We start from the raw sequence: 21,473 nt of genomic DNA, 5'->3' as shown, positions 1-21,473 counted from the left end.
ATTACATATGACACATAACCCAATTCGGCACACGCGATTGGCAATCGCCGCAGTGCTCACCCTGGCACTGTCGGTCATCACCGCTTGCACCAGCGCGACCCCAGAAGATGACATTCAGAAAGGGCCAACGCAGGTGGTGACTGATGTGATGGGGCGTGAGGTAGAAATACCACAAAAGGTCGAACGAGTGCTCATGGGCGGGCAACGTTTGCTTTACACCACCGCCTTGCTGAATAAGGACAATCCGATAGACAAAATCGTCGCATGGCCTGCGGACTTGAAGGAAAATGACAATTCTACCTTCGAGCGTTACGCCGAAAAATTCCCCCAAATAACGGAAATTGCCACCACCGGCGAGGTGTACAACAACACCCTATCCCTGGAACAGGCTCTAGAAGCCCGACCAGACGTGTTTGTTATGAGCGTGGGAGTATTTGATGCTGCAAAAGACGCTGGGATCATCGACGGTTTAGAAAAAGCAGGAATTCCTACGGTAACAGTGGATTATTTTGTCGATCCAGTAAAAAACACGGTGCCGAGTGTTCGCCTCATGGGGCAAGTGCTGGGACGAGAAAAAGAGGCAGCAGCTTTCATCGACTACTACGAACAAAAGGTCGGAATGGTAACTGAGCGCCTAGAAAAAGCTCAGGCGGAACGTACCCCAACTTTCCTCTGGCGAGCACCCGGCTACTTTGACTGCTGCTCTACCTTTGCACAATCCAACCTGGCACAACTCGTCGAGCTGGCCGGGGGAGAGAACTTAGGAGATAACATGATCAATGCTAAGCAGGGGTCGGTTTCCGCGGAAGCGGTAGCCGGCAAGAATCCACAGGTCATCCTCGCAACAGGTGCAGATTGGGCGCAAGGGAAAACCCCTGTGAAACCGGGTTCTTATGTGCCACTCGGGTACAGTGAGCCACCTGGAAAGGCTGCCGCAGACCTGCGCGCTGTCGTCGATAAGCAGCCTGCGGTCCGAGAAACCGACGCGGTAAAGAACAACAGAACCTTTGCCACCTGGCACCATTTCTACGATTCTCCCTACAATTTCCTTGCGGTAGAAATGTTCGCCAAAGCGATGCATCCTGAATTATTTGCGGATGTGGATATCGAAAAGGAAGTTCGTGATTTCCATGAACAATTCCTTCCGATCGAAGCCTCCGGCACCTTTTGGACAGGGCTGCAATGACCGTCGCTGTCGATCAGACCGAACACACACCGCAATGGTATAGCCGAAGCGCTCGCAGGAAGTTTCTTATCATCACCGGGCTGGTCATAGCGTTGTGCGTTATTGCATTAACAGATTTCCTTCTCGGCGCAGGAAGTATGCCCGCGAGCGAGGTGCTATACACCCTCACACATCCGCAGAATTCGCGTGCGATTGATCGACAAATAGTTTTCGATATTCGTCTGCCTATGACGCTCACAGCGATTGTTGTAGGCGGCGCCCTGGCTGCCGCAGGATCACAAATGCAGACGATTCTCGGAAACCCCCTTGCAGAACCATATACCCTAGGGGTTTCCGCTGCCGCAGGTTTCGGTGCAGCATTAGCGACGGTCACCGGTGTTACGGCCACCGGAATAGGAGCTGCGCTGGGGATGGCCGGTACCGCATGGGTATTCGCGATGATTGCCTGTGCGATCATCCTGACTTTTTCCCGGTTTAAGGGGGCTGGGGCTGAGGCCATGATTTTGGTCGGTATTGCTATCGTATTCTTCTTCGATGCGCTGCTGGCTCTCATGCAATACCTGGCATCTGAATCTCAGCTGGAGCAAGTGATCTTCTGGACGATGGGGAGCCTTACGCGCGCAACCTGGAATCAGATCGCTTTGCTCGCAGTGGTCATCACGGTGGGGTTGTTGTTTTTCTATCGGAACGCGTGGGCGCTGACAGCGTTTCGAATGGGGGACGACCGCGCCAGAGCGCTGGGCGTGAAAGTGGACACAATGCGGGCTACGACGCTGGTCGTAGTTTCTCTCATGGCAGCCACTGCTGTGTCCATGGCAGGAACAGTCGGATTCATTGGCCTTGTGGGGCCACACATCGCTCGCATGCTGGTGGGCGAAGATCAACGCTATTTCCTTACCGCAGCCACACTGGCCGGATCGCTGCTGCTACTGGCTGCATCAGCAGTGTCAAAAATCATTCAGCCAGGAGTCATCCTCCCGGTAGGCATCATCACCGCCATCGTGGGGGTACCCGTTTTTGTTACCATCATCGCCGCTCAAAGGAGGAAAAAGTGGCTCTCCTAACCAAAGAACCTGCTCTTAGAGTGCGTAGCGTGGGGTTTGCCTATGGAAGCAACGGGCACACACCGATACTTGAGAATGTGACTTTGCCCGATATACAGGCAGGAACTGTTACCGCGCTCATTGGGCCCAATGGCGCCGGAAAATCGACGCTGTTGCGCTGTATAGCAGGCCTTGAGAAACACAACGGTGACATTGCCGCGGCAGAGACCCTATACCTACCGCAAGATCCGCCACCGGCTAGTTCATTGACTGTCTTTGAAAGCGTTCTACTGGCCAGACAGCAATCATTTAGTGGGTTCGCCGGCTTGCTCGTGGGGCGCACAGCGCGTCTGGACGTCGAACGAACCATTGAGATGCTGGGCCTCGGTGCGTTCGCTTCGCGCACCATGGCACAGCTATCTGGTGGTCAACGCCAGCTCGTCAGCTTTGCCCAGGCGGTGATTCGTCGGCCTGCAGTGTTATTACTTGATGAACCGACCAGCGCTCTGGATTTACGGAACCAACTCATGCTGCTCGGGAAGATTCGGGCCTGCGCGCGGGAGCTTCCTTCGGCGGTAGTGATGACCGTTCACGATTTAGGTCATGCCGCACGGTTCTGCGACCAAGTGGTGGTACTAGCAGGGGGTGGGGTGTACACAGCCGGGAAACCCCGGGAGGTGATCAGCGAGGACATGCTGCGAGAAGTTTACGGAGTGCGAGCCACAGTGTACGAAACAGGTGATGGTGGCTTGGCCGTAGAAGCGTCGCGCCCACTGTGGTGAACCGACAACAAATCAGACTAAAGTCTGAGGCCAATGGTCTAAATCGTGATTAGGCTTAACAGTATGAATAAGTTATTTGTCGCAGCTGCTTCGTTCGCTACCCTGGGTCTGATCTCCGGTGTGTTTTATAGGGAATTCACCAGAGCATCGGACTTCGTGGGCCAGACCCAACTGTCCACCCTCCACACCCATTACCTGGTGCTGGGCATGATGTTCTTCCTGCTGCTCATGGCTCTCAACGCTGTGTTCAACCTGGAGGACCATAAACTCTTCCCTCCGTTCTTCTACACGTACGTGGTGGGCCTGCTCTGGATGACCACCATGATGGTGGTGAAGGGGATCTGGCAGGTACAGAACCCGGGTGGTGAGTACTCGGCGGCGCTCTCGGGCGTGTCGGGCCTCAGCCACATCACCATGGCGGCAGCGATCTTCATGCTGTTCCGGATTGTTGCTAAGCAGTCGAAACAGTTTAAGCGTGCAGTTTAAAGAACCAGCAGGTTCATCGGGTTGGCTTTGACGTCGTCCAGCCGCTCGAGGCACTTGTGAAGGCGATTCCATTCATTTTCTGGGATCGCCTTTTGCGCTTCTTTCACCACGTCCATATCCGGGGTGCCCCAGGCGATAGGCATAGGGGAGATCTCATCCCAGCGATCTTTGGAACTGACAGAGCGTCGGCCCGATACCGCGACAGCAGGCACCCGCTCGCCGACGACCCGCTCATGCCCCCGCAGATTCGAAATGTTTCGGATGGCTAGGGCGGGGATAGGCTTACCGGATTCGGAGGCATTGGCGTCGACAAGCGCCATCAGCACCATGCCGCGTGGCTCGACCTCGGCGACCACAGCAGGGACCAGCGGATACCTATCAAACATCTGCTGCGCCGACCCCATCTGGCGCGGCAGGATGAAGATCAGCAGGAAACAAAATGCCGCGAAGGCAGCGAGCCCAATGGTCACCGCGAGCCCCCAGATGGCGCCGTCAGAGATGCGGAACACGAAGAATGCAATAACGGCCAGGATCAAGCCGAACACACCAGCGGAAATCTGCAGGCGGACCGCATCACGCGAAAACTCATTGTTCTGCTTATTGTGCTCTGGGTTGATGGGGAAAGAAAACGTGCGCATGTGAGTCCTTCTAAAGATCTTCCGCATCAATGATGCGGTAGGCGTAGCCCTGTTCGGCAAGAAAACGCTGGCGGTGAGCTGCGTATTCCGCATCAAGCGTATCGCGACTAACAACGGTGTAAAAGTGGGCCTCGCCCCCGTCTGCCTTCGGACGAAGCAACCGGCCTAGCCGCTGGGCCTCCTCCTGACGGGAACCGAACGTTCCCGCTACTTGAATGGCGACCGCAGCCTCGGGCAAGTCAATGGAAAAGTTGGCCACCTTCGACACCACCAAGGTGCGCAGAGCGCCGCTGCGAAACTCCTCAAATAGCTTCTCGCGCTTCGCGGTGGACGTCTTGCCTTCCACCACCGGGACATCCAGCTCGGCGCCGATCTCTTCCAACTGGTCAACGTACGCGCCAATGATCAGCGTCGGTGCCCCTGCATGTTTGCGCAAGATCGCTCGCACGGCCGTCATCTTCCCAGCGGCAGATGCCGCGAGTCGGTAACGGTCCGCCGGTTCCGCCGTCGCGTAGGTCATTCGTTCTGCCTCGGACATCGTCACACGGACCTCGGTGCATTCGGCGGTAGCGATAAATCCCTGGGCCTCCAGGTCCTTCCATGGTGCGTCGTAGCGCTTCGGGCCGATGAGGGAGAATACGTCGCCCTCCCGGCCGTCCTCACGCACCAAAGTTGCCGTGAGCCCCAACCGGCGCCGGGACTGCAAATCCGACGTCATCCGGAACACCGGAGCCGGCAACAGGTGGACCTCGTCGTAGATGATGAGGCCCCAGTCTCGGGAATCAAACAGTTCCAGGGCCCGGTACTCGCCTTTAGTTTTGCGCGTCACCACCTGATACGTGGCGATGGTGACGGGGCGGATTTCCTTCTTCTCCCCGGAGTATTCGCCGATCTCGTTCTCAGTGAGGGAGGTGCGACGTAGCAGCTCATCGCGCCACTGGCGGCCGGCCACAGTGTTGGTGACCAAGATCAGCGTCGTGGCTTGTGCTCGCGCCATCGCGGCTGCCCCCACCATGGTTTTACCGGCGCCACACGGCAACACGACCACACCGGAGCCGCCTTCCCAGAAGGATTCCGCGGCCATCTGCTGATAGTCGCGCAACGCCCAGTCCTTTTCCACCAGCGAGATGGGGTGCGATTCACCGTCCACGTAGCCCGCCAGGTCCTCTGCGGGCCACCCCACCTTCAGCAGCTCTTGCTTGAGGCGACCGCGTTCGGAAGGGGGCACCACGATCGTGGCGTCATCGATCACGGCGCCGAGCATCGGCTTGATCTTCTTGTGGCGCTGCAGCTCAGCCAAAATAGCTGGCTCCTCGGACTCGAGGATCAGTCCGTGAGCTGGGTGTTTATGGAGCCTCACTCGACCATAACGGGACATGGTCTCCGCGATATCCACCAGCAGCGGTTGGGGTACTGGGAAACGCGAATAGGTCTCCAGCATGTGGACGACCTGTTCAGCGTCGTGGCCAGCAGCGCGGGCATTCCACAGCGCGAGCGGGGTGATGCGGTAGGTGTGAATGTGCTCCGGGGCGCGTTCCAGCTCAGCAAACGGGGCTAGCGCGATGCGGGCTTCGGTTGCCTTCGGGTGGTCGATTTCCAGCAGGATCGTCTTATCCGACTGGACAATCATCGGGCCGTCAAAGTTCACGGGGCACACTCCTTAAAGCCGATAAGAGTCAAACCACCATTATTGCACTATTACCTCGGTGATTCGGTGGACCTGGAACCGGTGGACGCTTCCGGTGGTGGTGTCAATGGCGTCGACAAGCCCGGCAGCGACGGTGACAGGGCGCACCACACGGTGTACCGCAACGCCATGCTTATCGACGAAGCCCAGCGTCACCGTCTTGCCACCGCGGGCAGCGGCCTGCAGGATGCTGAGGGTTTCGGAGGCTGGGGCGCGCGTCCCGGTGGCCACCGCCTCCTTTGCCGTGTCACCGCGCCGGATAGCGGCGACTGCCGCCTCGATGCGACTTGGGTCAAGTGTGGTGGGACCAGGGCGGGCAGCTGGCTGGGCGACGCGCGACGGCTCCGGGGCCAGGTCGATGCTGAGACCGAAGGCATCTTCGGCGATCGGCTGGAAACCAGCGGCGCGCAACGCCTTGATCACTTGTATCAGCGGCGCTTGCGCAATGGCGACTGTGGGAGCCACCGCGCGAAGCGCCACCGTGTCGCCGATCGCTGCCACGGCTTGGACAATAAGCGACGGGTCATCACAGCGCAGGTAGCTCATCGCGGGCCCGCCGCGCAGGCTGCCGTGCTTGCGGGCGACATCGTCTACCAGATAGCCGATCGACTGTGGCAGCTCCATCACCGACAGGGCAGTGAGACGTTCCATAATCTCTGCGCCAGTGAGCCCCGAATCGAGTGCCGTGCGGAGCGACGCTTCCGTGATTCGGTAGACGCTCGCGAGACCGGAGGACTCCAGCTCCGCGATGAGGTCCACGAACTGTTGAGCTTTCGGAGTCAGCGGACCAGGGGCGAGCATCGTCATGTCCGCCTGGATGATGAGCTGCTCCACCGCAGCCGGCACTTTAATGTCGCCGGTGCGTACTGTGCTGGTGAGCACACCGTCGTGCACGGCGCCGATCCACCGGGCCTCCTCAAAGAGCTGGTTGAATATGCTTTCTGGCAGTGTCGAACTGCTCAGGGGGTGCAGGAAGCGGAAGTATTCCCAGGTGTCCGATACTTTTCCGCCGGGAGGAAGGGCGGATAGGGCGTCGATAAGCTGCGTGCGTAGTTGTGCCAGGCGCTCGTCGTGCATCTGGGCGGCTAGCAGGTGCACTTTTGTTTTTTCCTTCGTTGTCCCCAGCAGCCACGGCGCCCAGGGGCTGGTGCGCCAACCATCTAACACGATGCGCAGCTGCTCATCGAGTGGGCTCGCGAGCCACTCGTCGGCGCGCGGGGTGGGGGCGTAGTAGTCGCCGCCGTCGTCATCGTCGGGGAGTGGATCTGGGACACCGCGGGCGACCAGCCCAGCCGATACCGCCAGGCACATCAGCCGCGCCAGGTCAGCTTCACTTATTTCTAGGGCTCTGGACAAGCGGGAAACCATCCGGACGCCCACCGCACCCCCTTTGAGCGTAGAGACCGGACGCTGCCCCAGGTCCTGCAGCAGCAGCCTCATGAGGCGACACACCTCAAGCCCCGCGGAGATCCCCGCCTGGTCCGCCACGGCGAGCGCATCATCGCCTTCAGCAACTACGGGAGGACATGCCAGCGGTAGCTGCTGCTGGCCCAGCAATTCGCGTCGTACCGCTTGGGGCAGCTTCACTGTCGACTCATCCACCCGATGCAGCAACCCCTGGGAAATGAGCCGTGGAATCGGGCGTTCCGGGTCCGCATCGAACGCAGCATCCTTCGTCACTCCCGTGCCACCGGACTGGGCCAACGTAGTCAAAATCTTCATTGCCCGCTGGGGGAGGTCACTTAGCACTTCCGCGAGATCTTCCGGTGGCCCCTCGGGATCCGGGAGCAGCTGCCACCCGGACGGAAGCGCGGGCAGGGCCTCCTGCACCACCCGGAGAGAGTCGTGGCCAAACAACAAGCCATATGACGTCAGCTTCGCCACCGATGCCAGTACATCGTCGGACGAGGGCGCATCGGTCGTGCGCCCACCGATAAGCTCCACCACTTCGGGGGCAGCAACGGGTGTGAGCTCCCCACCAAGCTCGGCCACAGCCTCCAACACCAGCAGATCAGTGGTATTGAGCGCCTGCAACGCCCTGCTTACCGACGCCCGCAGCTGCAAACGCGCAGCTAGCGACCCGATTCCGGGTGGGAGAGGTAACACAGTGTCCGGCCGTAACCGCAGCAAAACCGACAACTGTTCATCGGACAACGAGGCCAACCAATCCCGAAAACACAAGGACTTGGTGGAGTGGGGGTTAAGTTTTTTCATGATTGACCAAGTTTAACGCCCCGAGAAGTGACTTTTTCGCCCAAGGTTTGAAACAATAGACACATGGCAAAAATCGAGAAGAATAGCTACGTCGATCCGGGCTGGCCAGAGCACATCCCGGGAACCAGCGATCACCCTGTTACGGAATTGGTTTCTCGTCTGGCTGGGGCGTCCAGCCCTTACGGCGACGAAATGCCATTCCCACTTCCAGCAGAGAAGATCGGTTACGTTCACCCATACACCCGCATTAACAAGTAAGTACATTACTGCACTACAGGCCCGCAGCTTCGGCTGACGGGCCTGTAGTTTTTGTTTGTTGGAGGTTTTAGGGTTTAAGGGTTTAGGGTGATGCTTTTTCTGTGAAACCCGGGAAGCAAAACTCGGATCTCGGGCCATTTTGTTGCTGTAGATTTGCTATTTGGGTGTTTTTGCTCCGAGACCCGGGTTATGCTCCCCGGGGATTGCCATCTAGGACTTGGCAGTAAGGAAGCGATCGACAGCTTCGTTTGTCTTAAAGTTATAGTCTGCGGTGAAGCGCGAGCTGGTGTGCAAGGAGTCGCACGGGATATAAGCAACACCGCTGATCTGTATCCCACGCCTTGTTCAAACACTGCAGTGTGCTTAGAGAACGTCGTGCTCTCAAAGCACTGCTCGCCATTAGTTAGAAACTGATTATTTCATTCCAACTAATGGGGAGCAGTTCACACCCTGCCAGGGGGATCATGCGAACCTAGGGTTAGTGAGCGATAGCCTTCTCCACACCGATACCGGTGAGGGAGCGGACTTCCATCTCAGCTCGCTTGAGCGGGAAGTTGTCTGGCTTGCCGATCAGGGTGCCGATGATGCCCAAGATGAATCCGGTTGGGATTGCGATGATCGACGGGTTGGTCAGCGGGAACCATGCGAAGTCTGCGCCGGGGATCATCGAGGTTGGGGCGCCGGAAACTGCTGGGGAGAAGATGATCAGGACGATCGAGGTCAGCAGGCCACCGTAGATGGAGAACAGCGCGCCGGTGGTGTTGAACTTCTTCCAGTACAGGGAGTACAGGATGGTTGGCAGGTTCGCTGCTGCTGCGATGCCGAAGGCGAGTGCCACCAGGAAGGCGATGTTCTGCCCCATAGCGCCGATGCCCATGACGATGGCGAGGATGCCGATGACGATAACAGTGATGCGGGAAACGCGGACCTGCTCTTCTTCGGTGGCCTTGCCATCGCGGAGGACGGAGTTGTAGATGTCGTGGGCCACGGACGCGGAGGCGGTGATCGCCAGGCCAGCCACGACGGCGAGGATGGTGGCGAATGCGACTGCGGAGATGCAGGCCATGAAGATGGTGCCACCGACCTTGGAGGACAGCAGGAGGACTGCGGAGTTTGCGCCACCAGGTGCTGCGGAGATCTGCTCAGGGCCGACGAGTGCCGCGGCGCCGTAACCCATGACTACGGTCATGAGGAAGAACAGTGCCACGATGGCGGTGGTCCACACGATGGAGCGGCGTGCTTCCTTCGCGGTTGGCACGGTGTAGAAGCGCATCAACACGTGCGGCAGACCGGAGGTACCGAAGACGAGTGCGAGGCCGAGAGAGATGAAGTCAAGCTTGGTCAGTTCGTTCTTGCCGTACTTCAGGCCCGGGTTGAGGATGGCGTCGCCCTTAGGGTGGTTGGCTACAGCAGCTTCGAGCACAGCGTTGAAACCTCCCTTGACGGCGAAGAAGGTCAGCAGGGTAATGATGATGGAGCCACCAACGAGTAGGACAGCCTTGATCATCTGGACGTAGGTGGTGCCCTTCATACCACCGACCAGGACGTAGACGATCATCAGCACGCCGACGATGGCGACGACGATGGCCTGAGCTGCCTTACCGTTAATGCCGAGGAGCAGTGCCACGAGGCCACCTGCACCAGCCATCTGCGCGATCAGGTAGAACAGGGAGATCGCGAGGGTGGAGATAGCAGCGGCCATGCGGACTGGCTTCTGCTGCAGACGGAAGGACAGCACGTCTGCCATGGTGAACTTGCCGGTGTTACGCAGCGGCTCAGCCACGAGGACCATGGCCACCAGGAGGGCGATGAGGAAGGCGACGGAGTAGAGGAAGCCGTCGTATCCTGCGAGCGCAATGGCGCCGGTTACGCCGAGGAAGGCTGCTGCGGACAGGTAGTCGCCGGAGATAGCGAGGCCGTTTTGCCAGCCGGAGAAGGACGCGCCGCCGGTGTAGAAGTCGGAACCCTTCTGGGAGGTCTGGCGGGTAGCGCGGACCACGATGCCCATCGTGACCACGATGAACAGGATGAAGATGGAGATGTTGAGGATCGGGTTACCGGTGGAGACGGATTCCGATGCTGCGAGGGTGAAGTTCATTTAGACCACCGCGCTTTCTGGGGAGGAGCCGGTCATCGTGTCACGAAGAGCGGCGGTTGCTGGGTCGAGCTTGTTGTCGGCGAAGCGGACGTAGATCCAGGTCACCAGGGCGGTGGTGGCGAACTGTGCCAGGCCGAGGACCATGCCGACGGTGATGGCGCCGTACACACGCTGCGAGACAAAGTCGGTGGCGTACGTCGCTGTGACGATGTAGAAGAGGAACCATGCGAGGAATGCAAAGGACAGCGGGAAGGCAAACGTCCGGAAAGTGCCGCGGAGCTCGTTAAACTGCTCGGACTCACTGACCGCGAGGAACTCTTCAGGAGTTGGAGTTGCGGATTTCATTTTCACCTCTAATGCGTTAAGGGGTGTCTGTCACCTTTGTGAAGATCATGTGAGACGCTACACAGTTTTTACTTGTGATGCACGTCATTCCAGGTCACGGGTGTGATTTGCCGTAAATAGCAATCTTCACAAATTTGTGAAGATTTGGGTATATGTGGGATTTGCGAAGAATGAAAAGGTGATAGTGGGGGTAGTCGCCACGGTGATCTAGGGTGATTTGCCGGCTGTTTGTCGCCTAGGTTACAAATTGCTAGTTCAGGGGGAGAAACGACTTTTGACCTGTAAAGGGGGTGAAAATGCGGGCTTAACGATGTCCGTAGCCCAGTTACTTCACCTCAGAAATAGCAAAAAACCGCCCAGCCAATTTGGTGGCGGGCGGTTAGCTGGCTAGGGCGCTGTCTTAGGAGCTGGTGGCAACCTGTGCTGGGTTAGCGTTGAGGAAGGACTGAACTGCGCCCTTATTGGCGTTGTAGAAGCCCTTGACCTCAGCTGGAACTTCCTGGCCACGAGCGGCGAAGAAAGCTTCGATCTGAGCGTAGGTTGCGTCAGCTGCTGGCGCACCTGCCTGGGTGACTGGTGCGTCGTAGGCAACAGCTGCAGGTGCTGGGGTTGCGCGAGGGGTTGGTGCGGAGTTCAGGCCCAGCTTGGCGGAGCAAGATGGCCATGCGCCCCAGCCCTGGCTGGCGAGCACGCGCTCAGCGACGACGATCTGCTGCTCACGGGTTGCCTGGTATGCATATGGTGCAAACTCCTGCCCGCCGTTCGCGTTCCAGGTGGAAGGGGAGAACTGCAGGCCACCGTGGTAGCCGTTGCCGGTGTTGATGGACCAGTTGCCGCCAGCTTCGCAGCCTGCGAGACGGTCCCAGTCGGAGTCAGAAGCTGCAGAAGCGGTTGGGGCGAGCAGGGTTGCTGCAGTGCCGAAAGCAATGGTGGAAGCGGCGAACTTTGCTGCAAAAGAAGCAGACTTAGCGGCGTGACGTGCCATAAGTAGTTGTTTTCCTCTCATTTAACGCCTGCGAGGTTAGCTGTCGGGTTCAGGCGGAGGATTATTGCCTGGCCGCGGGAAGCGGCTTCACCCCTAGGGAAAATCCCCATTGTGGGTTCCCCGCCCCTGTCTGTTGATGAAGTTTGTACGGTCAATGTTGAAACTGCACTGACTATGTGCTTGCTGCATCTACTCTCAGACAGGGTTAGGCGATAGAGTAGGTGTCAACGAGCGCCGTGCTTGAGACTTAACGGTACCGGTTTATTACGAAATAGTCACGTTCTGAGCCTTAAAAATTGCTGTAAGTTTCAATTTGGACACAAAATGCCTGCACATCGCGGGGAAATGGCCGGTTGTGAAGGTGATCACCTAGGGGAATGTAGTAGCTGTGAAGTCGGCGACCGGGGCGACTTCCTGACCAGAACCGGGCTAGGGTAGACTTTAGTCTTTATCTTAAATCGCTCGAGTGGCCACATTTTGGTCGCCTAACATCCTGCACAACACGGAGGTATGGAACATGCCTATTGGCAAAGTGAAGTGGTTTGATGCCGAACGCGGGTTCGGATTTGTGTCTAACCCGGGTGATGAAGACGTTTACGTTAACCGCCAGGTGCTGCCGAAGGGTGTCACTGAACTGTACCCCGGTCAGCGCTTAGATTTCGATTTTGCTGCCGGCCGTCGTGGGCCACAGGCCCTGCGCGTGAAGGTGCTTGATGACGCCCCTGGCCGCAAACCAATCCACAAGTACAAGCCTGAGCAACTCGCATCGATGATTTCCGACATGATGACCCTGCTGGAAAGCGTGCAGGGGCCACTCCAGGCTGGTCGTTACCCGGACCGCAAGGAAGGCCGCCAGGTGGCGGAAATCCTGCGGGCGGTGGCTAAAGAACTGGATGCTTAGGACGTATGTACTGACCAGACCACGGTGTAAGGGGTTTCCACACCTTTCGCATCGTGACCAATTAATACTGTAGAGACCTCGACCACGACCAATCGTGGTCGAGGTTCTGCGTCTGCGGAGCCCTTAATCTCCACGTCCTTGGCTTCGTGGCCTTTGAAGAAGCTTTGATCATTGAACGCTGGATCGTCGTAGATCTTCAGTACGGACCAGTCGTGGTCGTAGATTTCTTTCGGAACCTCGATCTTCAAGGTGTCATCCGGCCCCACAGTCACGGATGGGACCTCGCCTTCGGGGCATTCCAGTCCCGGTTCGCACACCATGTAGGGGCTAATGTCCTGGCCATTCGCCTTAATCGTGACGGTCGCAGGTTCTGGGCCCGGCCGATTGTTCCACCATTTCTGGAATGCGATGGAACCAGCCACCACCACGACGACAGCGACGATCAAGATGAGGAACTGGGTGAGGTTGCGTTTACGAGTGCTCGCCATGGTGCTTAATGCTAGTTAATTCTTCTCGACAAACCGAACCTCATAGATGTCAGGCCACCTCTTTCCGGTGAGGTAGAACCGATCTGTGCCGGGGATGTGCGCGATGCCGTTCAAGACATTATTGGAATCCGGCGCCGCGTTGTTCGGTAGCCCGGAGGCATCAATAATGGCTGTGACGTGGCCCTTTCGATCAAACTTATAGATGTCGGTGGTGAGGAAACGGTTGGCGTAGATGGCGTCCCCCACGCATTCGAGCTCATTGAGCTTGTCGACGCCCGTATCCACGCGCTCCTTTTCCGCAAAGGTCTCCGGGGCCAGTACGCGCAACGAGCTGGTGCCATCGGACATGATCAGTGCATCGTCGAAGGAACATAGCCCCCACCCTTCGCCGTCAAACGTTGCCTGGTCGGTGACCTCGAAAGTGTGGGAGTGCCGTCGATAAGCGGTGCCATTTTGCCAGGTCAGCTGCCAGACCTCGTCGCCGTGCTGGGTGATGCCCTCCCCAAACTCCTGCGGTAACAATGGTTGGCTGGCGAGCTCCCGCCCATCTACGGTGCGACGCAGGATCCGGCTTTCGCCGTACCACCCGGTCCCCACGAGCAACTCCTGCGGGTTAGACCGGGATACCTCTAAGCCCTGGGTAAACGCAGTGGGGTCCCCGGGGTGAGTCGCCACGATCTCCACCGTAAGTTGCTTCGGCTCGCTCGAACAGCTCACAACGAGGGGTAACACGGCCAGCGCGGCGACAAATGCGGATCTCATAGATTCCTATTTTGCCCCATCAGCCATAATGGGGGTGTGGGAACAGCTAAGAGACGACGCCGAGGACCGCTTTTTGACACCCGAGCAATCGGAATCGCACGCCGCGCCATCACCGATATGGGGGAGGATGGCGTCGGAGAACACACCGGAGTCACCGTGCTCTCCAAAAACGCTGTCGCGCATCATTTTGAGGCCGATGTTCCCGGTTATCGTGGCTGGGAATGGAACGTCGTTCTGGCATGCGCGGAAGGATCACGCTTCGTCACCGTCAACGAAGTTGCCCTCATGGCGGGCCGCGACGCTCTGCAAGCTCCCGACTGGGTGCCTTACGAAGATCGCGTCCAACCCGGCGACCTTCAACCCGGCCTGTACATCCCGCCTCGTGCCGACGATGAACGTCTGGAAGAAACAGACCGCGGGCACACCCTGACCAAGATCGGATTTCAAGGCGCCCTCAAACGCTGGCAGGACGCCTACGGGCCCACCACCGAAAGCGCCGAACTATCCCCGCTCAAATGCGAAACCTGCGCCTTCTACGTGCAGGTGGACCAGATCGGAAAGTTCTTCGGCGTGTGCTTTAACGAATTCGCCGATGACGGCCACATCGTGCACGCTTCCTACGGATGCGGCGCCCACTCGGAGACCCCACCTGCGAAAAACCTCGCTGCACAGGAGCACACCCCCTTCGACGACGAGCGCTTCTAAAGAACAGCGCTTCTAAACCAGATCCGCCCGCGCCCACAGCCACGCATTGATCTCGTCCACCGGGTACTCGGCGGAGGTGGTGCGCACCCCGGAAAACGCGTTGAGCAGCCACATCGGATGCCCCTCCGGGCGAAGCTGTCGGGTGGGAAGTCCGCCGAAAAACTCGGTGACCTGCTGCAGCGTCGTCGATCCCAGCTGACGGGGGTGTGCCGGAACTACCGGGCCGGAAGGTGTGAACACGATCAATGCGGAGAAGATGCCTTCCACCAGGAAGCCATCGCCATCAACGAGGAGCCCTTCGTCGTAGCCCCGGGACTGGGATGTCGATATTGTCCCAGCTAGCCAATCAAGATCCGGTCCCTTGCAGGTGGGGTTGCTCCGCTGATCAAGGTGCGGAACCGGATCCACGCTAATCAGATCCTTGATAGGGCGATCGGGACGGTACTCCACCTCGCCGGTAGACCTGACTAGAGGAAAGCATGGGTCCGGCCCGAACCCACGCAACTGCTTCCGCACCTCGCGCTGCACCTGCGGAGACAGCCCGAGCCGACGCCAATGCAGCTCCAGGCCACGGACCCGGCCTCCAACCATCCGGAAACTCGTCACCGTCATTGTTGCCCCAGCAGCACCCGGAAGGGCTCCATCTTCACCAGCACTTCTTCGTATTCTTCTGCCGGGTCACTCAGCGCCGTTACTGCGCCGCCGGCACCGTATGTAAGCAGGTCACCGCGCTGCACCACAGTGCGGATCAGGATGGAAAAATCGGCGTCGCCAGTGGCGGACACATACCCCATGCAGCCGGAGTAAAAACCGCGTGGCTGAGCTTCCAGTGAGGCCAAGATGTCCATGGAGCGCTGTTTCGGCGCGCCCGTCATGGAGCCGCCCGGAAACGCTGCCCGCACCACCGACATGGGACTCACCCCGGCGCGTACCGTCCCAGTGATCGTGGAAATCATCTGGTGGGCGCGGGAAAACGTGTACACCTGGCACAGCTCCGGCACCGCGATGCTGGCAGGTTCGCAGGAACGAGCCAGGTCATTGCGCAGCAAATCCACGATCATGAGGTTTTCCGCCCGATCCTTCACGCTGGCTTCCAGATCTTTGATGAGGGCGGCGTCGTCATGCCCGCGTGGCCTCGTGCCTTTAATGGGTGACGCCGCCACCACGCCATTGTGGATGGACAGGAACCGCTCCGGCGACGCAGAAAGCACGTTGACCTCGCCCAAGAACAACCCTGCCATTGGGGACGGAGACTGCTCCCGCAGGCGCAGATAAAGCTTCAGTGGATCGGCCTCGCAGCGCGCCGACGCCACCGTGGTTAGACACAACTCGTAGGAATCGCCAGCCGCGATGGCCTCCTGGCACCGCTGAACCAGCCCCACGTACTCGTCTTTTGCGTGCTTGAGGGTGATCTCACCGGAGAACGTCCCTGGCTCCGGCTCCCGCAACTCAGGCAGCTGCACATCGCGCTGGGACAGCAGCCACGCCTGCTCGCCGCACACCTGGTACACCACCTCCGGAACGAGCAGCTCACCTGCCGCATACGGCCCACCGTCACTGCCACCCGTCGCCTCGTAGGGCAGCACACCGAGCGCGCCGGGCACGAAGTCCACCGGAGCGGGATCGGAGTCGAGGCTCAGCAAGCCGTGTGGAACATCGTCTGGCGCAACGAGCCGGTGGCCTGCGCCAATAAGGTGCATGCCGTCGCCTGTCGCGGTATCGAGCCAGCACAGGTAGGGGTATTCGGTGCGCCAGGCGTCGACAAGCGCGGCGGGGCTCATCAGGTCGGTGGCGCGGCGGTGCCAGGTGGGGAGGGCGCCGGTGGCGTCGATAAGCTGGCGCATCAGCCGCTCACCGTGCCCGGTGCCGATCGACTCGGGGTGGAACTGCACGCCCCACTGCTGCTTGCCGACGCGCCGGAGAGCCATAATCGTGCCGTCTTCCGCGGTCGCTAGCACTTCGACGCCGGTCGGGTCGGTGACTTCGAGCGAGTGGTAGCGGATCACCTGGAAAGGGGAGGGGATCCCGGCGAAAATCCCGGTGCCGTCGTGATGTACCTGGCTTTCTAGGCCGTGGCGCGGATGCTGCGCGCGAGTCACAGTGCAGCCGGCGTGCAGGGCGATCGCCTGGTGCCCGAGGCACACCCCAATCACGGGGGTGTCGCTGCGGATCGCCTCGGCCGAGGTGCCAATATCCGCTGGATGTGCGGGGTGGCCCGGGCCCGGCGAGATGATGTAGAGGTCGGCGTCGGGGAGGGGAGCGTCATTGGGCACGATCGTGGGCGCTATCCCTACTGCGCGGAAAATCAAATCAGCGAGTAGGTGCGTAAATGAATCATGGTTATCAATGAGCGCGATCTTGGTCACGTGGCGGTGGTCCCATCTGCATTTTTGGTTTGGTTTATTGTACAGCCCATGTTGCGAAAGCCCTGCGTGAGGTGCAAAAGTGTAACGGGCACCAATCACCATGACAAGGTGCATTTTAGTTTTTGGGAGAACATATGACTGCACCCGCAGTATCGCAACGCAGTGCGTTGGATAAATATTTTTCTATCAGTGAACGCGGTTCCACAGTAGGGAACGAGGTTCGCGCTGGCGTCGTGACTTTCTTCGCGATGGCCTACATTATCATTCTTAACCCGCTGATTATCGGCACCATCGAAGACCACACTGGCCACGCGCTGGGCGTCCCACAGGTCGCGGCTGCGACCGCGCTGGCCGCTGGCGTCATGACCATCCTCTTCGGCCTAGTCGCACGCTACCCGTTCGGTATCGCCACCGGCCTGGGCATTAACACCCTCGTGGCTGTGACCATGGTCGCGGGCGAAGGTTTGACCTGGCCCGAAGCCATGGGCCTGGTGGTCATCGACGGCATCATCATCGTCCTGTTGGCCGTCTCTGGCTTCCGCGTAGCTGTATTCAACGCGATCCCTGACGCGCTAAAGGCTGCGATGGGTGTGGGTATCGGCCTGTTCATCGCCATGATCGGCCTGGTGGACTCCGGTTTTGTGCGTCGCATCCCGGACGCAGCAGGCACCACCGTGCCAGTGGGCCTTGGTATTAACGGCTCCATCGCTTCCTGGCCGACCTTCGTTTTCGTCGCAGGTCTCATCATCTGTGGCATCATGGTGGCCCGGCACGTGCGTGGCGGACTGTTCCTGGGCATCGTGATTACCACGGTGATCGCCATGGTGGTGGAAGGCATTTTCGGTGCGGGGCCGTCCTTCGTCGATGGCAAGCCAGTCCCAACCGGCTGGTCTTTGGCTGTCCCAGAAATTCCGCATTCCCTCGGCGGGTTGCCAGACCTGTCCATCATCGGTGCTGTTGACCTGGTTGGCGCCTTCACCCGCGTCGGCGTGCTTTCCGCCTGCCTGTTGATCTTCACCTTGGTGCTGGCCAACTTCTTCGACGCCATGGGCACCATGACGGCCCTTGGTAAGCAGGCGGGACTCACTGATGAACACGGTAACCTGCCAGACATGAAGCAGGCCTTGATCGTGGAGGGCGCTGGCGCGATCGTTGGTGGTGGCATGTCTGCGTCCTCCAACACGGTTTACGTTGACTCTGCAGCCGGTATCGCTGACGGCGCCCGCACTGGCCTGGCCAACGTGATCACCGGTGTGCTGTTCCTGCTGGCCATGTTCCTCACCCCGCTGTACTCTGTGGTTCCCATCGAAGCCGCGGCCCCGGTACTGGTGATCGTCGGTGCCCTGATGATGGGGCAAATCAAAGAAATCGACTTCACCGATTTCACCATCGCGCTCCCGGCGTTCCTGACCATCGTGGTCATGCCGTTCACCTACTCCATCGCTAACGGCATCGGCGTCGGTTTCATCGCCTACGTCTTCATGGCTTTGGCCTCCGGCAAGGGCAAGCAGGTGCACTGGCTGCTCTGGCTGATCGCCATCCTGTTCATGGTGTTCTTCGCTATCGACCCAGTGATGAACGCCCTGGCGTAATCACTGCTGTTTCTGGTGACCCGGCCGGCGCTGCCTTAAGGCGCGGCCGGGTTTTCGCATAGGGCGCTGGCTTATCGACGCAGTTCCGGGGCGCTAAAATGACACTGCTATGGCTACCTACATTCACATCGATGACCCAGCGGATCCACGCCTGGACGATTTCCGCGACCTCAAGCACTCCGACAACCGCCCCGACCTGCCCGGCGGCAAGGGGCTCGTGATCACTGAGGGGCCATTGGTGGTGCGACGCTGCCTTGAGTCGCGGTTCCCGGTCCGCGCGCTGGTGGGCTTTGAACACAAGCTGGATTCCTTCCTTGCTGAGGAAGGTGTGGCGGAGTTGACCCGGGACATTCCGATCTACTGCGTGACTAGGGACGTGCTCGCTGAGGTCGCGGGCTACGACATGCACCGGGGCCTGCTCGCAGCAGCCGATCGTGCCCCAGCCCTCAGCATCGCGGAAGCGATCGCCGGAGCAACAACCATCGCGATCCTCGAAGGTGTGGGGGATCACGAAAATATCGGGTCGATGTTCCGCAACGCCGCCGGTATGGGGGGTGGACGCGATCTTATTCGGGGCGGCCTGCGCTGACCCGCTCTACCGCAGATCAGTGAGAGTATCCATGGGGCACGTGCTGCGCACTCCATTCGCACATTTTGGTGGTACTCCGCGGACCTGGCACCACGAACTACAACAATTAGCAGGTTTCCACCTGGTGTCCTTGACCCCCAACACGGACACCCTGCTGAAAGACGCGTTGGCGGGGGATCACGAGAAGGTTGCGCTGCTGGTGGGCGCGGAGGGGCCCGGCCTGACAGAACGGGCAATGCGTGTCACGCATGCCCGCGCGAAGATCCCGATGGCTCCCGGCACCGACTCACTGAACCTGGCGACTGCCGCGGCGATAGCGTTCTACGAGCGACAGCGCCAGGATTAGCCCGATTTGGACGAGGAAATAGGGGGCGAACTGATCCCAGTGGTGTGGCCACGTTGACAGCACTGCCACGTCGGCCACCACAAAGACCGCAAACAGCAGCTGACTGAAAAATCCGACTTCTTTCCACTGTGTCTGAATTACAACAATTGGAACGAGGAGCAGGCTCTCCGTGCGAAAGGTGTTCGTTGCTGTCGCACATATGGTTAGCGTTAAGAAGAGCAGTATGGGGATAAAACCTAAACTAAGTGATTTGCGAGGCACAGCGCTCCCTTCTAACCCCGATCGGTGTGGCGCAGTTTGTCTTTCACTGTTTCACCGAATGCTCGCAGGGATCGTCTCGCAGACTTTGCCAGGGCCTTCGCGTCAGCCCAGGCTTGACCGGCACGGTCGAGGCGGGCATCGTCGGGGGCCTCTTCGTAGTCGTCGTAGGCGCGGGTGGCTGGGTTCAGACCGAGCTTGGTGGAGGCGGATTCTACCATGTCGCTGACTGAACGTGGGGGACGGGGCGTCGATAAGCGCGGCTCTTTGCGGCCGTCGACGGCGTATCCGACCACCGAGAGGTCAGGGCCGTCGGCGGAAATGTCGATGCCGAGCCAGTGCGTGTCTGCCTCGCGGACCAGGTCAATCGGCTCAAACGGCAGGTTGATGCCAGTAGCTTGCCCGGCCCACAGCGGCGCTTCGAAGGGCTCCGGCAGGCCGACGTCCTCATAGACCCGGTCGCGGCGCGCACAGAAGCTGCGTCGCAGTTCGCCACCCTGCCAGTGCGCAATCCCACCGAAACCGGTGTCGCCGTTTTCTGCGAAGGCGTACACGTCGCGGGCTTCGATGGAGTTCAGCAGCTTCGTGGGCAGCTCTGACAGCACAGTCATCTCCTCGAGGAACGTCTGCACCACCGTCACACCAGGGTAACCCGCGATATAAAACTCGCCCTTCGACGCGCTGACCGAACGATTCAGTGGGAACTCGCCGAACACGGAGATAGGCCAGGAGGGATTCATCAAGGCCAGGTATTTCCGCCCAAACCCGCGGTCAGCCTTCGGACCTGCGTTAAGAACCGCTGCGGGATCGCTAACATTGACAAACCACAATGTCACGACGGCGTCATGCGGCTGCATGGCGGCCTACCCTCGTGGTCGCTTCGTGTTAGTGCGCACACCAAGGAGGACATCCTCCCAGTGGGGCGTCACCGCTTTACGACGACGCTTCTGTGGTTGTGGAGCGCTCTCCGGATGCTGGAGGAATTCTTCCTCGGTAGTCTCCACCGGTTCCTCGGCCGGTTGTTCATCGCGTTCCACCGGCGACAGGTTACGCACAGCGGGCTGACCAAAGTCTGGATCAGTGAGCTCCGCGGCGATGGCGTTCCGGGCAACCGCAGTAGCGTTGCTCATGCCGTGGCTGTGATAGGACCATTCCGCGGTGTTATCGGACATTCCTGTCTGCCAGGACACCCGCACCACCCATTGGCCGGAAGGATCCTTGTATGCATCCCAGGTTGAGGTCGACAGGTCGTTGCCACGGGCAGCGAAGGCGGTAGCTAGCACTTCCCACAGCGTGAGCTTAGCCGGGCCGTCTTCCCGTACCGGGTGGGAACGCTTCGCCATATCCGCTACCCGAGCGCGCTCGATCAGCACTGGGTGTGCAAACGGCTCAATACGGGCCTCCGCTACTTCGTTTTCCTCCGCGAGCTGCGCGATCGTAGCGCCAGCGCGAACCCGATCCTGAATCTCGCGTGGCCGCATTTTTAGTGGCGCGGAGAGGCGCGGATCGACCTCGCGGGGTGCCGGTTTTTCCGCCACAGGCTCCGGCTCAGGGGTCTGCTCGGGCTCGGGTTCCGTGGTGTCCGCTGGGGCGGGTGTTTCGGTGGGGGAGGCGTCGATAAGCTGGCGCAACTCGTCGGTGACCTCAACGAAGAAGTCCTCGTCGTCTGCGCGGAAAACCAGCGACGACGCTGTGGATTCTTCGGCTACAAATTTCAGCTCGCGCACGGGAAACTCCTTCTAAC

General features: G+C 59.5%; 20 protein-coding genes, 1 pseudogene and 1 riboswitch. Of the genes and pseudogenes, 9 read left to right on the top strand and 12 right to left on the bottom strand.

Features of this window, described 5'->3' with window-relative positions; translation table 11 throughout:
• Positions 1–7: 7 nt before the first annotated feature.
• The 4 genes from HW450_RS03850 (at position 8) to HW450_RS03835 (ending at position 3,497) form a co-directional block, all read left to right on the top strand.
• The gene (locus HW450_RS03850; protein WP_182386692.1) at positions 8–1,186 is read left to right on the top strand and encodes an ABC transporter substrate-binding protein; all 1,179 of its coding nucleotides are present in this window, start codon (positions 8–10) and stop codon (positions 1,184–1,186) included.
• Between the two features lie 137 nt (positions 1,187–1,323).
• Positions 1,324–2,250 (top strand): FecCD family ABC transporter permease, encoded by a 927-nt coding sequence (locus tag HW450_RS03845; RefSeq protein WP_232843320.1) that lies wholly within the window; start codon positions 1,324–1,326, stop codon positions 2,248–2,250.
• Between the two features lie 77 nt (positions 2,251–2,327).
• On the top strand, positions 2,328–3,011 hold the full coding sequence (locus HW450_RS03840) for an ABC transporter ATP-binding protein (protein WP_232843319.1): 684 nt from the start codon (positions 2,328–2,330) through the stop codon (positions 3,009–3,011).
• A 63-nt stretch (positions 3,012–3,074) separates the two neighbouring features.
• Positions 3,075–3,497, top strand: coding sequence for a DUF2871 domain-containing protein (locus tag HW450_RS03835; RefSeq protein WP_182386690.1), 423 nt, complete (start codon positions 3,075–3,077; stop codon positions 3,495–3,497).
• Here the strand turns inward: HW450_RS03835 and HW450_RS03830 are convergent.
• From HW450_RS03830 to HW450_RS03820, 3 genes are read right to left on the bottom strand one after another with little or no spacing between them, the layout of a single operon-like run.
• Positions 3,494–4,135 carry a DUF3239 domain-containing protein gene (locus HW450_RS03830; RefSeq protein ID WP_182386689.1) on the bottom strand — a complete coding sequence of 214 codons (642 nt, stop codon included), beginning with the start codon at positions 4,133–4,135 and terminating at the stop codon, positions 3,494–3,496. The genes HW450_RS03835 and HW450_RS03830 overlap by 4 nt on opposite strands.
• 10 nt (positions 4,136–4,145) lie before the next feature.
• Entirely contained in the window at positions 4,146–5,765 is a 1,620-nt protein-coding gene (locus tag HW450_RS03825) for a DNA repair helicase XPB (RefSeq protein WP_407926295.1), read from the bottom strand.
• A 57-nt stretch (positions 5,766–5,822) separates the two neighbouring features.
• On the bottom strand, positions 5,823–8,036 hold the full coding sequence (locus HW450_RS03820) for a helicase-associated domain-containing protein (protein ID WP_182386687.1): 2,214 nt from the start codon (positions 8,034–8,036) through the stop codon (positions 5,823–5,825).
• A gap of 63 nt (positions 8,037–8,099) precedes the next feature.
• Between HW450_RS03820 and HW450_RS03815 the strand changes: the two genes are divergently transcribed.
• Positions 8,100–8,294 (top strand): hypothetical protein, encoded by a 195-nt coding sequence (locus HW450_RS03815; RefSeq protein ID WP_182386686.1) that lies wholly within the window; start codon positions 8,100–8,102, stop codon positions 8,292–8,294.
• A gap of 478 nt (positions 8,295–8,772) precedes the next feature.
• On the opposite strand, the gene HW450_RS03810 is transcribed toward HW450_RS03815, so the two are convergent.
• The 3 genes from HW450_RS03810 to HW450_RS03800 form a co-directional block, all read right to left on the bottom strand.
• Complete coding sequence (locus HW450_RS03810) at positions 8,773–10,392, bottom strand: solute symporter family protein (RefSeq protein ID WP_182386685.1); 1,620 nt, start codon at positions 10,390–10,392, stop codon at positions 8,773–8,775.
• Complete coding sequence (locus HW450_RS03805; protein ID WP_182386684.1) at positions 10,393–10,737, bottom strand: DUF485 domain-containing protein; 345 nt, start codon at positions 10,735–10,737, stop codon at positions 10,393–10,395.
• 400 nt (positions 10,738–11,137) lie between these two features.
• The gene (locus HW450_RS03800; protein ID WP_182386683.1) at positions 11,138–11,722 is read right to left on the bottom strand and encodes a resuscitation-promoting factor Rpf1 domain-containing protein; all 585 of its coding nucleotides are present in this window, start codon (positions 11,720–11,722) and stop codon (positions 11,138–11,140) included.
• A 9-nt stretch (positions 11,723–11,731) separates the two neighbouring features.
• Positions 11,732–11,876: riboswitch (cyclic di-AMP (ydaO/yuaA leader) on the bottom strand.
• A 363-nt stretch (positions 11,877–12,239) separates the two neighbouring features.
• On the opposite strand from HW450_RS03800, the gene HW450_RS03795 reads away from it, so the two are divergent.
• Positions 12,240–12,623: a cold-shock protein gene (locus HW450_RS03795; protein ID WP_182386682.1), complete on the top strand. Its 384-nt coding sequence runs from the start codon at positions 12,240–12,242 to the stop codon at positions 12,621–12,623.
• On the opposite strand, the gene HW450_RS03790 is transcribed toward HW450_RS03795, so the two are convergent.
• Together HW450_RS03790 and HW450_RS03785 are read right to left on the bottom strand one after the other, a co-directional pair.
• Positions 12,620–13,111 carry a DUF2771 domain-containing protein gene (locus HW450_RS03790; RefSeq protein WP_182386681.1) on the bottom strand — a complete coding sequence of 164 codons (492 nt, stop codon included), beginning with the start codon at positions 13,109–13,111 and terminating at the stop codon, positions 12,620–12,622. The genes HW450_RS03795 and HW450_RS03790 overlap by 4 nt on opposite strands.
• A gap of 15 nt (positions 13,112–13,126) precedes the next feature.
• Positions 13,127–13,873, bottom strand: a complete 747-nt coding sequence (locus tag HW450_RS03785; protein WP_182386680.1) for a glutaminyl-peptide cyclotransferase — start codon at positions 13,871–13,873, stop codon at positions 13,127–13,129.
• Positions 13,874–13,909: 36 nt separating this feature from the next.
• Here HW450_RS03785 and HW450_RS03780 point away from each other — a divergent pair, with 36 nt between their 5' ends.
• Positions 13,910–14,578, top strand: a complete 669-nt coding sequence (locus tag HW450_RS03780) for a DUF3027 domain-containing protein (RefSeq protein WP_232843318.1) — start codon at positions 13,910–13,912, stop codon at positions 14,576–14,578.
• Between the two features lie 12 nt (positions 14,579–14,590).
• Here HW450_RS03780 and HW450_RS03775 read toward each other — a convergent pair whose 3' ends face one another.
• Positions 14,591–15,190: an aminotransferase class IV gene (locus HW450_RS03775; RefSeq protein WP_182386679.1), complete on the bottom strand. Its 600-nt coding sequence runs from the start codon at positions 15,188–15,190 to the stop codon at positions 14,591–14,593.
• Positions 15,187–16,944, bottom strand: coding sequence for a chorismate-binding protein (locus HW450_RS03770; protein WP_182386678.1), 1,758 nt, complete (start codon positions 16,942–16,944; stop codon positions 15,187–15,189). The genes HW450_RS03775 and HW450_RS03770 overlap by 4 nt, the downstream gene beginning before the upstream one ends.
• 134 nt (positions 16,945–17,078) lie before the next feature.
• Here HW450_RS03770 and HW450_RS03765 point away from each other — a divergent pair, with 134 nt between their 5' ends.
• Together HW450_RS03765 and HW450_RS03760 are read left to right on the top strand one after the other, a co-directional pair.
• Positions 17,079–18,536 carry an NCS2 family permease gene (locus HW450_RS03765; RefSeq protein ID WP_182386677.1) on the top strand — a complete coding sequence of 486 codons (1,458 nt, stop codon included), beginning with the start codon at positions 17,079–17,081 and terminating at the stop codon, positions 18,534–18,536.
• A 109-nt stretch (positions 18,537–18,645) separates the two neighbouring features.
• Positions 18,646–19,471: pseudogene (locus tag HW450_RS03760) on the top strand (TrmH family RNA methyltransferase).
• A gap of 272 nt (positions 19,472–19,743) precedes the next feature.
• On the opposite strand, the gene HW450_RS03755 reads toward HW450_RS03760, so the two are convergent.
• Positions 19,744–20,586, bottom strand: a complete 843-nt coding sequence (locus HW450_RS03755; RefSeq protein WP_182386676.1) for a DUF6928 family protein — start codon at positions 20,584–20,586, stop codon at positions 19,744–19,746.
• Between the two features lie 6 nt (positions 20,587–20,592).
• Positions 20,593–21,456, bottom strand: a complete 864-nt coding sequence (gene sepH, locus HW450_RS03750; protein ID WP_182386675.1) for a septation protein SepH — start codon at positions 21,454–21,456, stop codon at positions 20,593–20,595.
• Positions 21,457–21,473: the final 17 nt, after the last annotated feature.

Source organism: Corynebacterium hindlerae (assembly GCF_014117265.1).
Lineage (GTDB): Bacteria > Actinomycetota > Actinomycetes > Mycobacteriales > Mycobacteriaceae > Corynebacterium > Corynebacterium hindlerae.
This window is presented reverse-complemented; position numbering and strand designations above follow the sequence as displayed.

Bases quoted from the DNA above. Each gene is read 5' to 3' on its own strand.
- HW450_RS03810 (WP_182386685.1), bottom strand. From the start codon at position 10,392: ATGAACTTCACCCTCGCAGCATCGGAATCCGTCTCCACCGGTAACCCG.
- HW450_RS03800 (WP_182386683.1), bottom strand. From the start codon at position 11,722: ATGGCACGTCACGCCGCTAAGTCTGCTTCTTTTGCAGCAAAGTTCGCC.
- HW450_RS03765 (WP_182386677.1), top strand. From the start codon at position 17,079: ATGACTGCACCCGCAGTATCGCAACGCAGTGCGTTGGATAAATATTTT.
- HW450_RS03845 (WP_232843320.1), top strand. From the start codon at position 1,324: ATGCCCGCGAGCGAGGTGCTATACACCCTCACACATCCGCAGAATTCG.
- HW450_RS03820 (WP_182386687.1), bottom strand. From the start codon at position 8,036: ATGAAAAAACTTAACCCCCACTCCACCAAGTCCTTGTGTTTTCGGGAT.
- HW450_RS03790 (WP_182386681.1), bottom strand. From the start codon at position 13,111: ATGGCGAGCACTCGTAAACGCAACCTCACCCAGTTCCTCATCTTGATC.
- HW450_RS03785 (WP_182386680.1), bottom strand. From the start codon at position 13,873: ATGAGATCCGCATTTGTCGCCGCGCTGGCCGTGTTACCCCTCGTTGTG.
- HW450_RS03815 (WP_182386686.1), top strand. From the start codon at position 8,100: ATGGCAAAAATCGAGAAGAATAGCTACGTCGATCCGGGCTGGCCAGAG.
- HW450_RS03825 (WP_407926295.1), bottom strand. From the start codon at position 5,765: ATGATTGTCCAGTCGGATAAGACGATCCTGCTGGAAATCGACCACCCG.
- HW450_RS03850 (WP_182386692.1), top strand. From the start codon at position 8: ATGACACATAACCCAATTCGGCACACGCGATTGGCAATCGCCGCAGTG.
- HW450_RS03805 (WP_182386684.1), bottom strand. From the start codon at position 10,737: ATGAAATCCGCAACTCCAACTCCTGAAGAGTTCCTCGCGGTCAGTGAG.
- HW450_RS03795 (WP_182386682.1), top strand. From the start codon at position 12,240: ATGCCTATTGGCAAAGTGAAGTGGTTTGATGCCGAACGCGGGTTCGGA.
- HW450_RS03755 (WP_182386676.1), bottom strand. From the start codon at position 20,586: ATGCAGCCGCATGACGCCGTCGTGACATTGTGGTTTGTCAATGTTAGC.
- HW450_RS03775 (WP_182386679.1), bottom strand. From the start codon at position 15,190: ATGACGGTGACGAGTTTCCGGATGGTTGGAGGCCGGGTCCGTGGCCTG.
- HW450_RS03830 (WP_182386689.1), bottom strand. From the start codon at position 4,135: ATGCGCACGTTTTCTTTCCCCATCAACCCAGAGCACAATAAGCAGAAC.
- HW450_RS03835 (WP_182386690.1), top strand. From the start codon at position 3,075: ATGAATAAGTTATTTGTCGCAGCTGCTTCGTTCGCTACCCTGGGTCTG.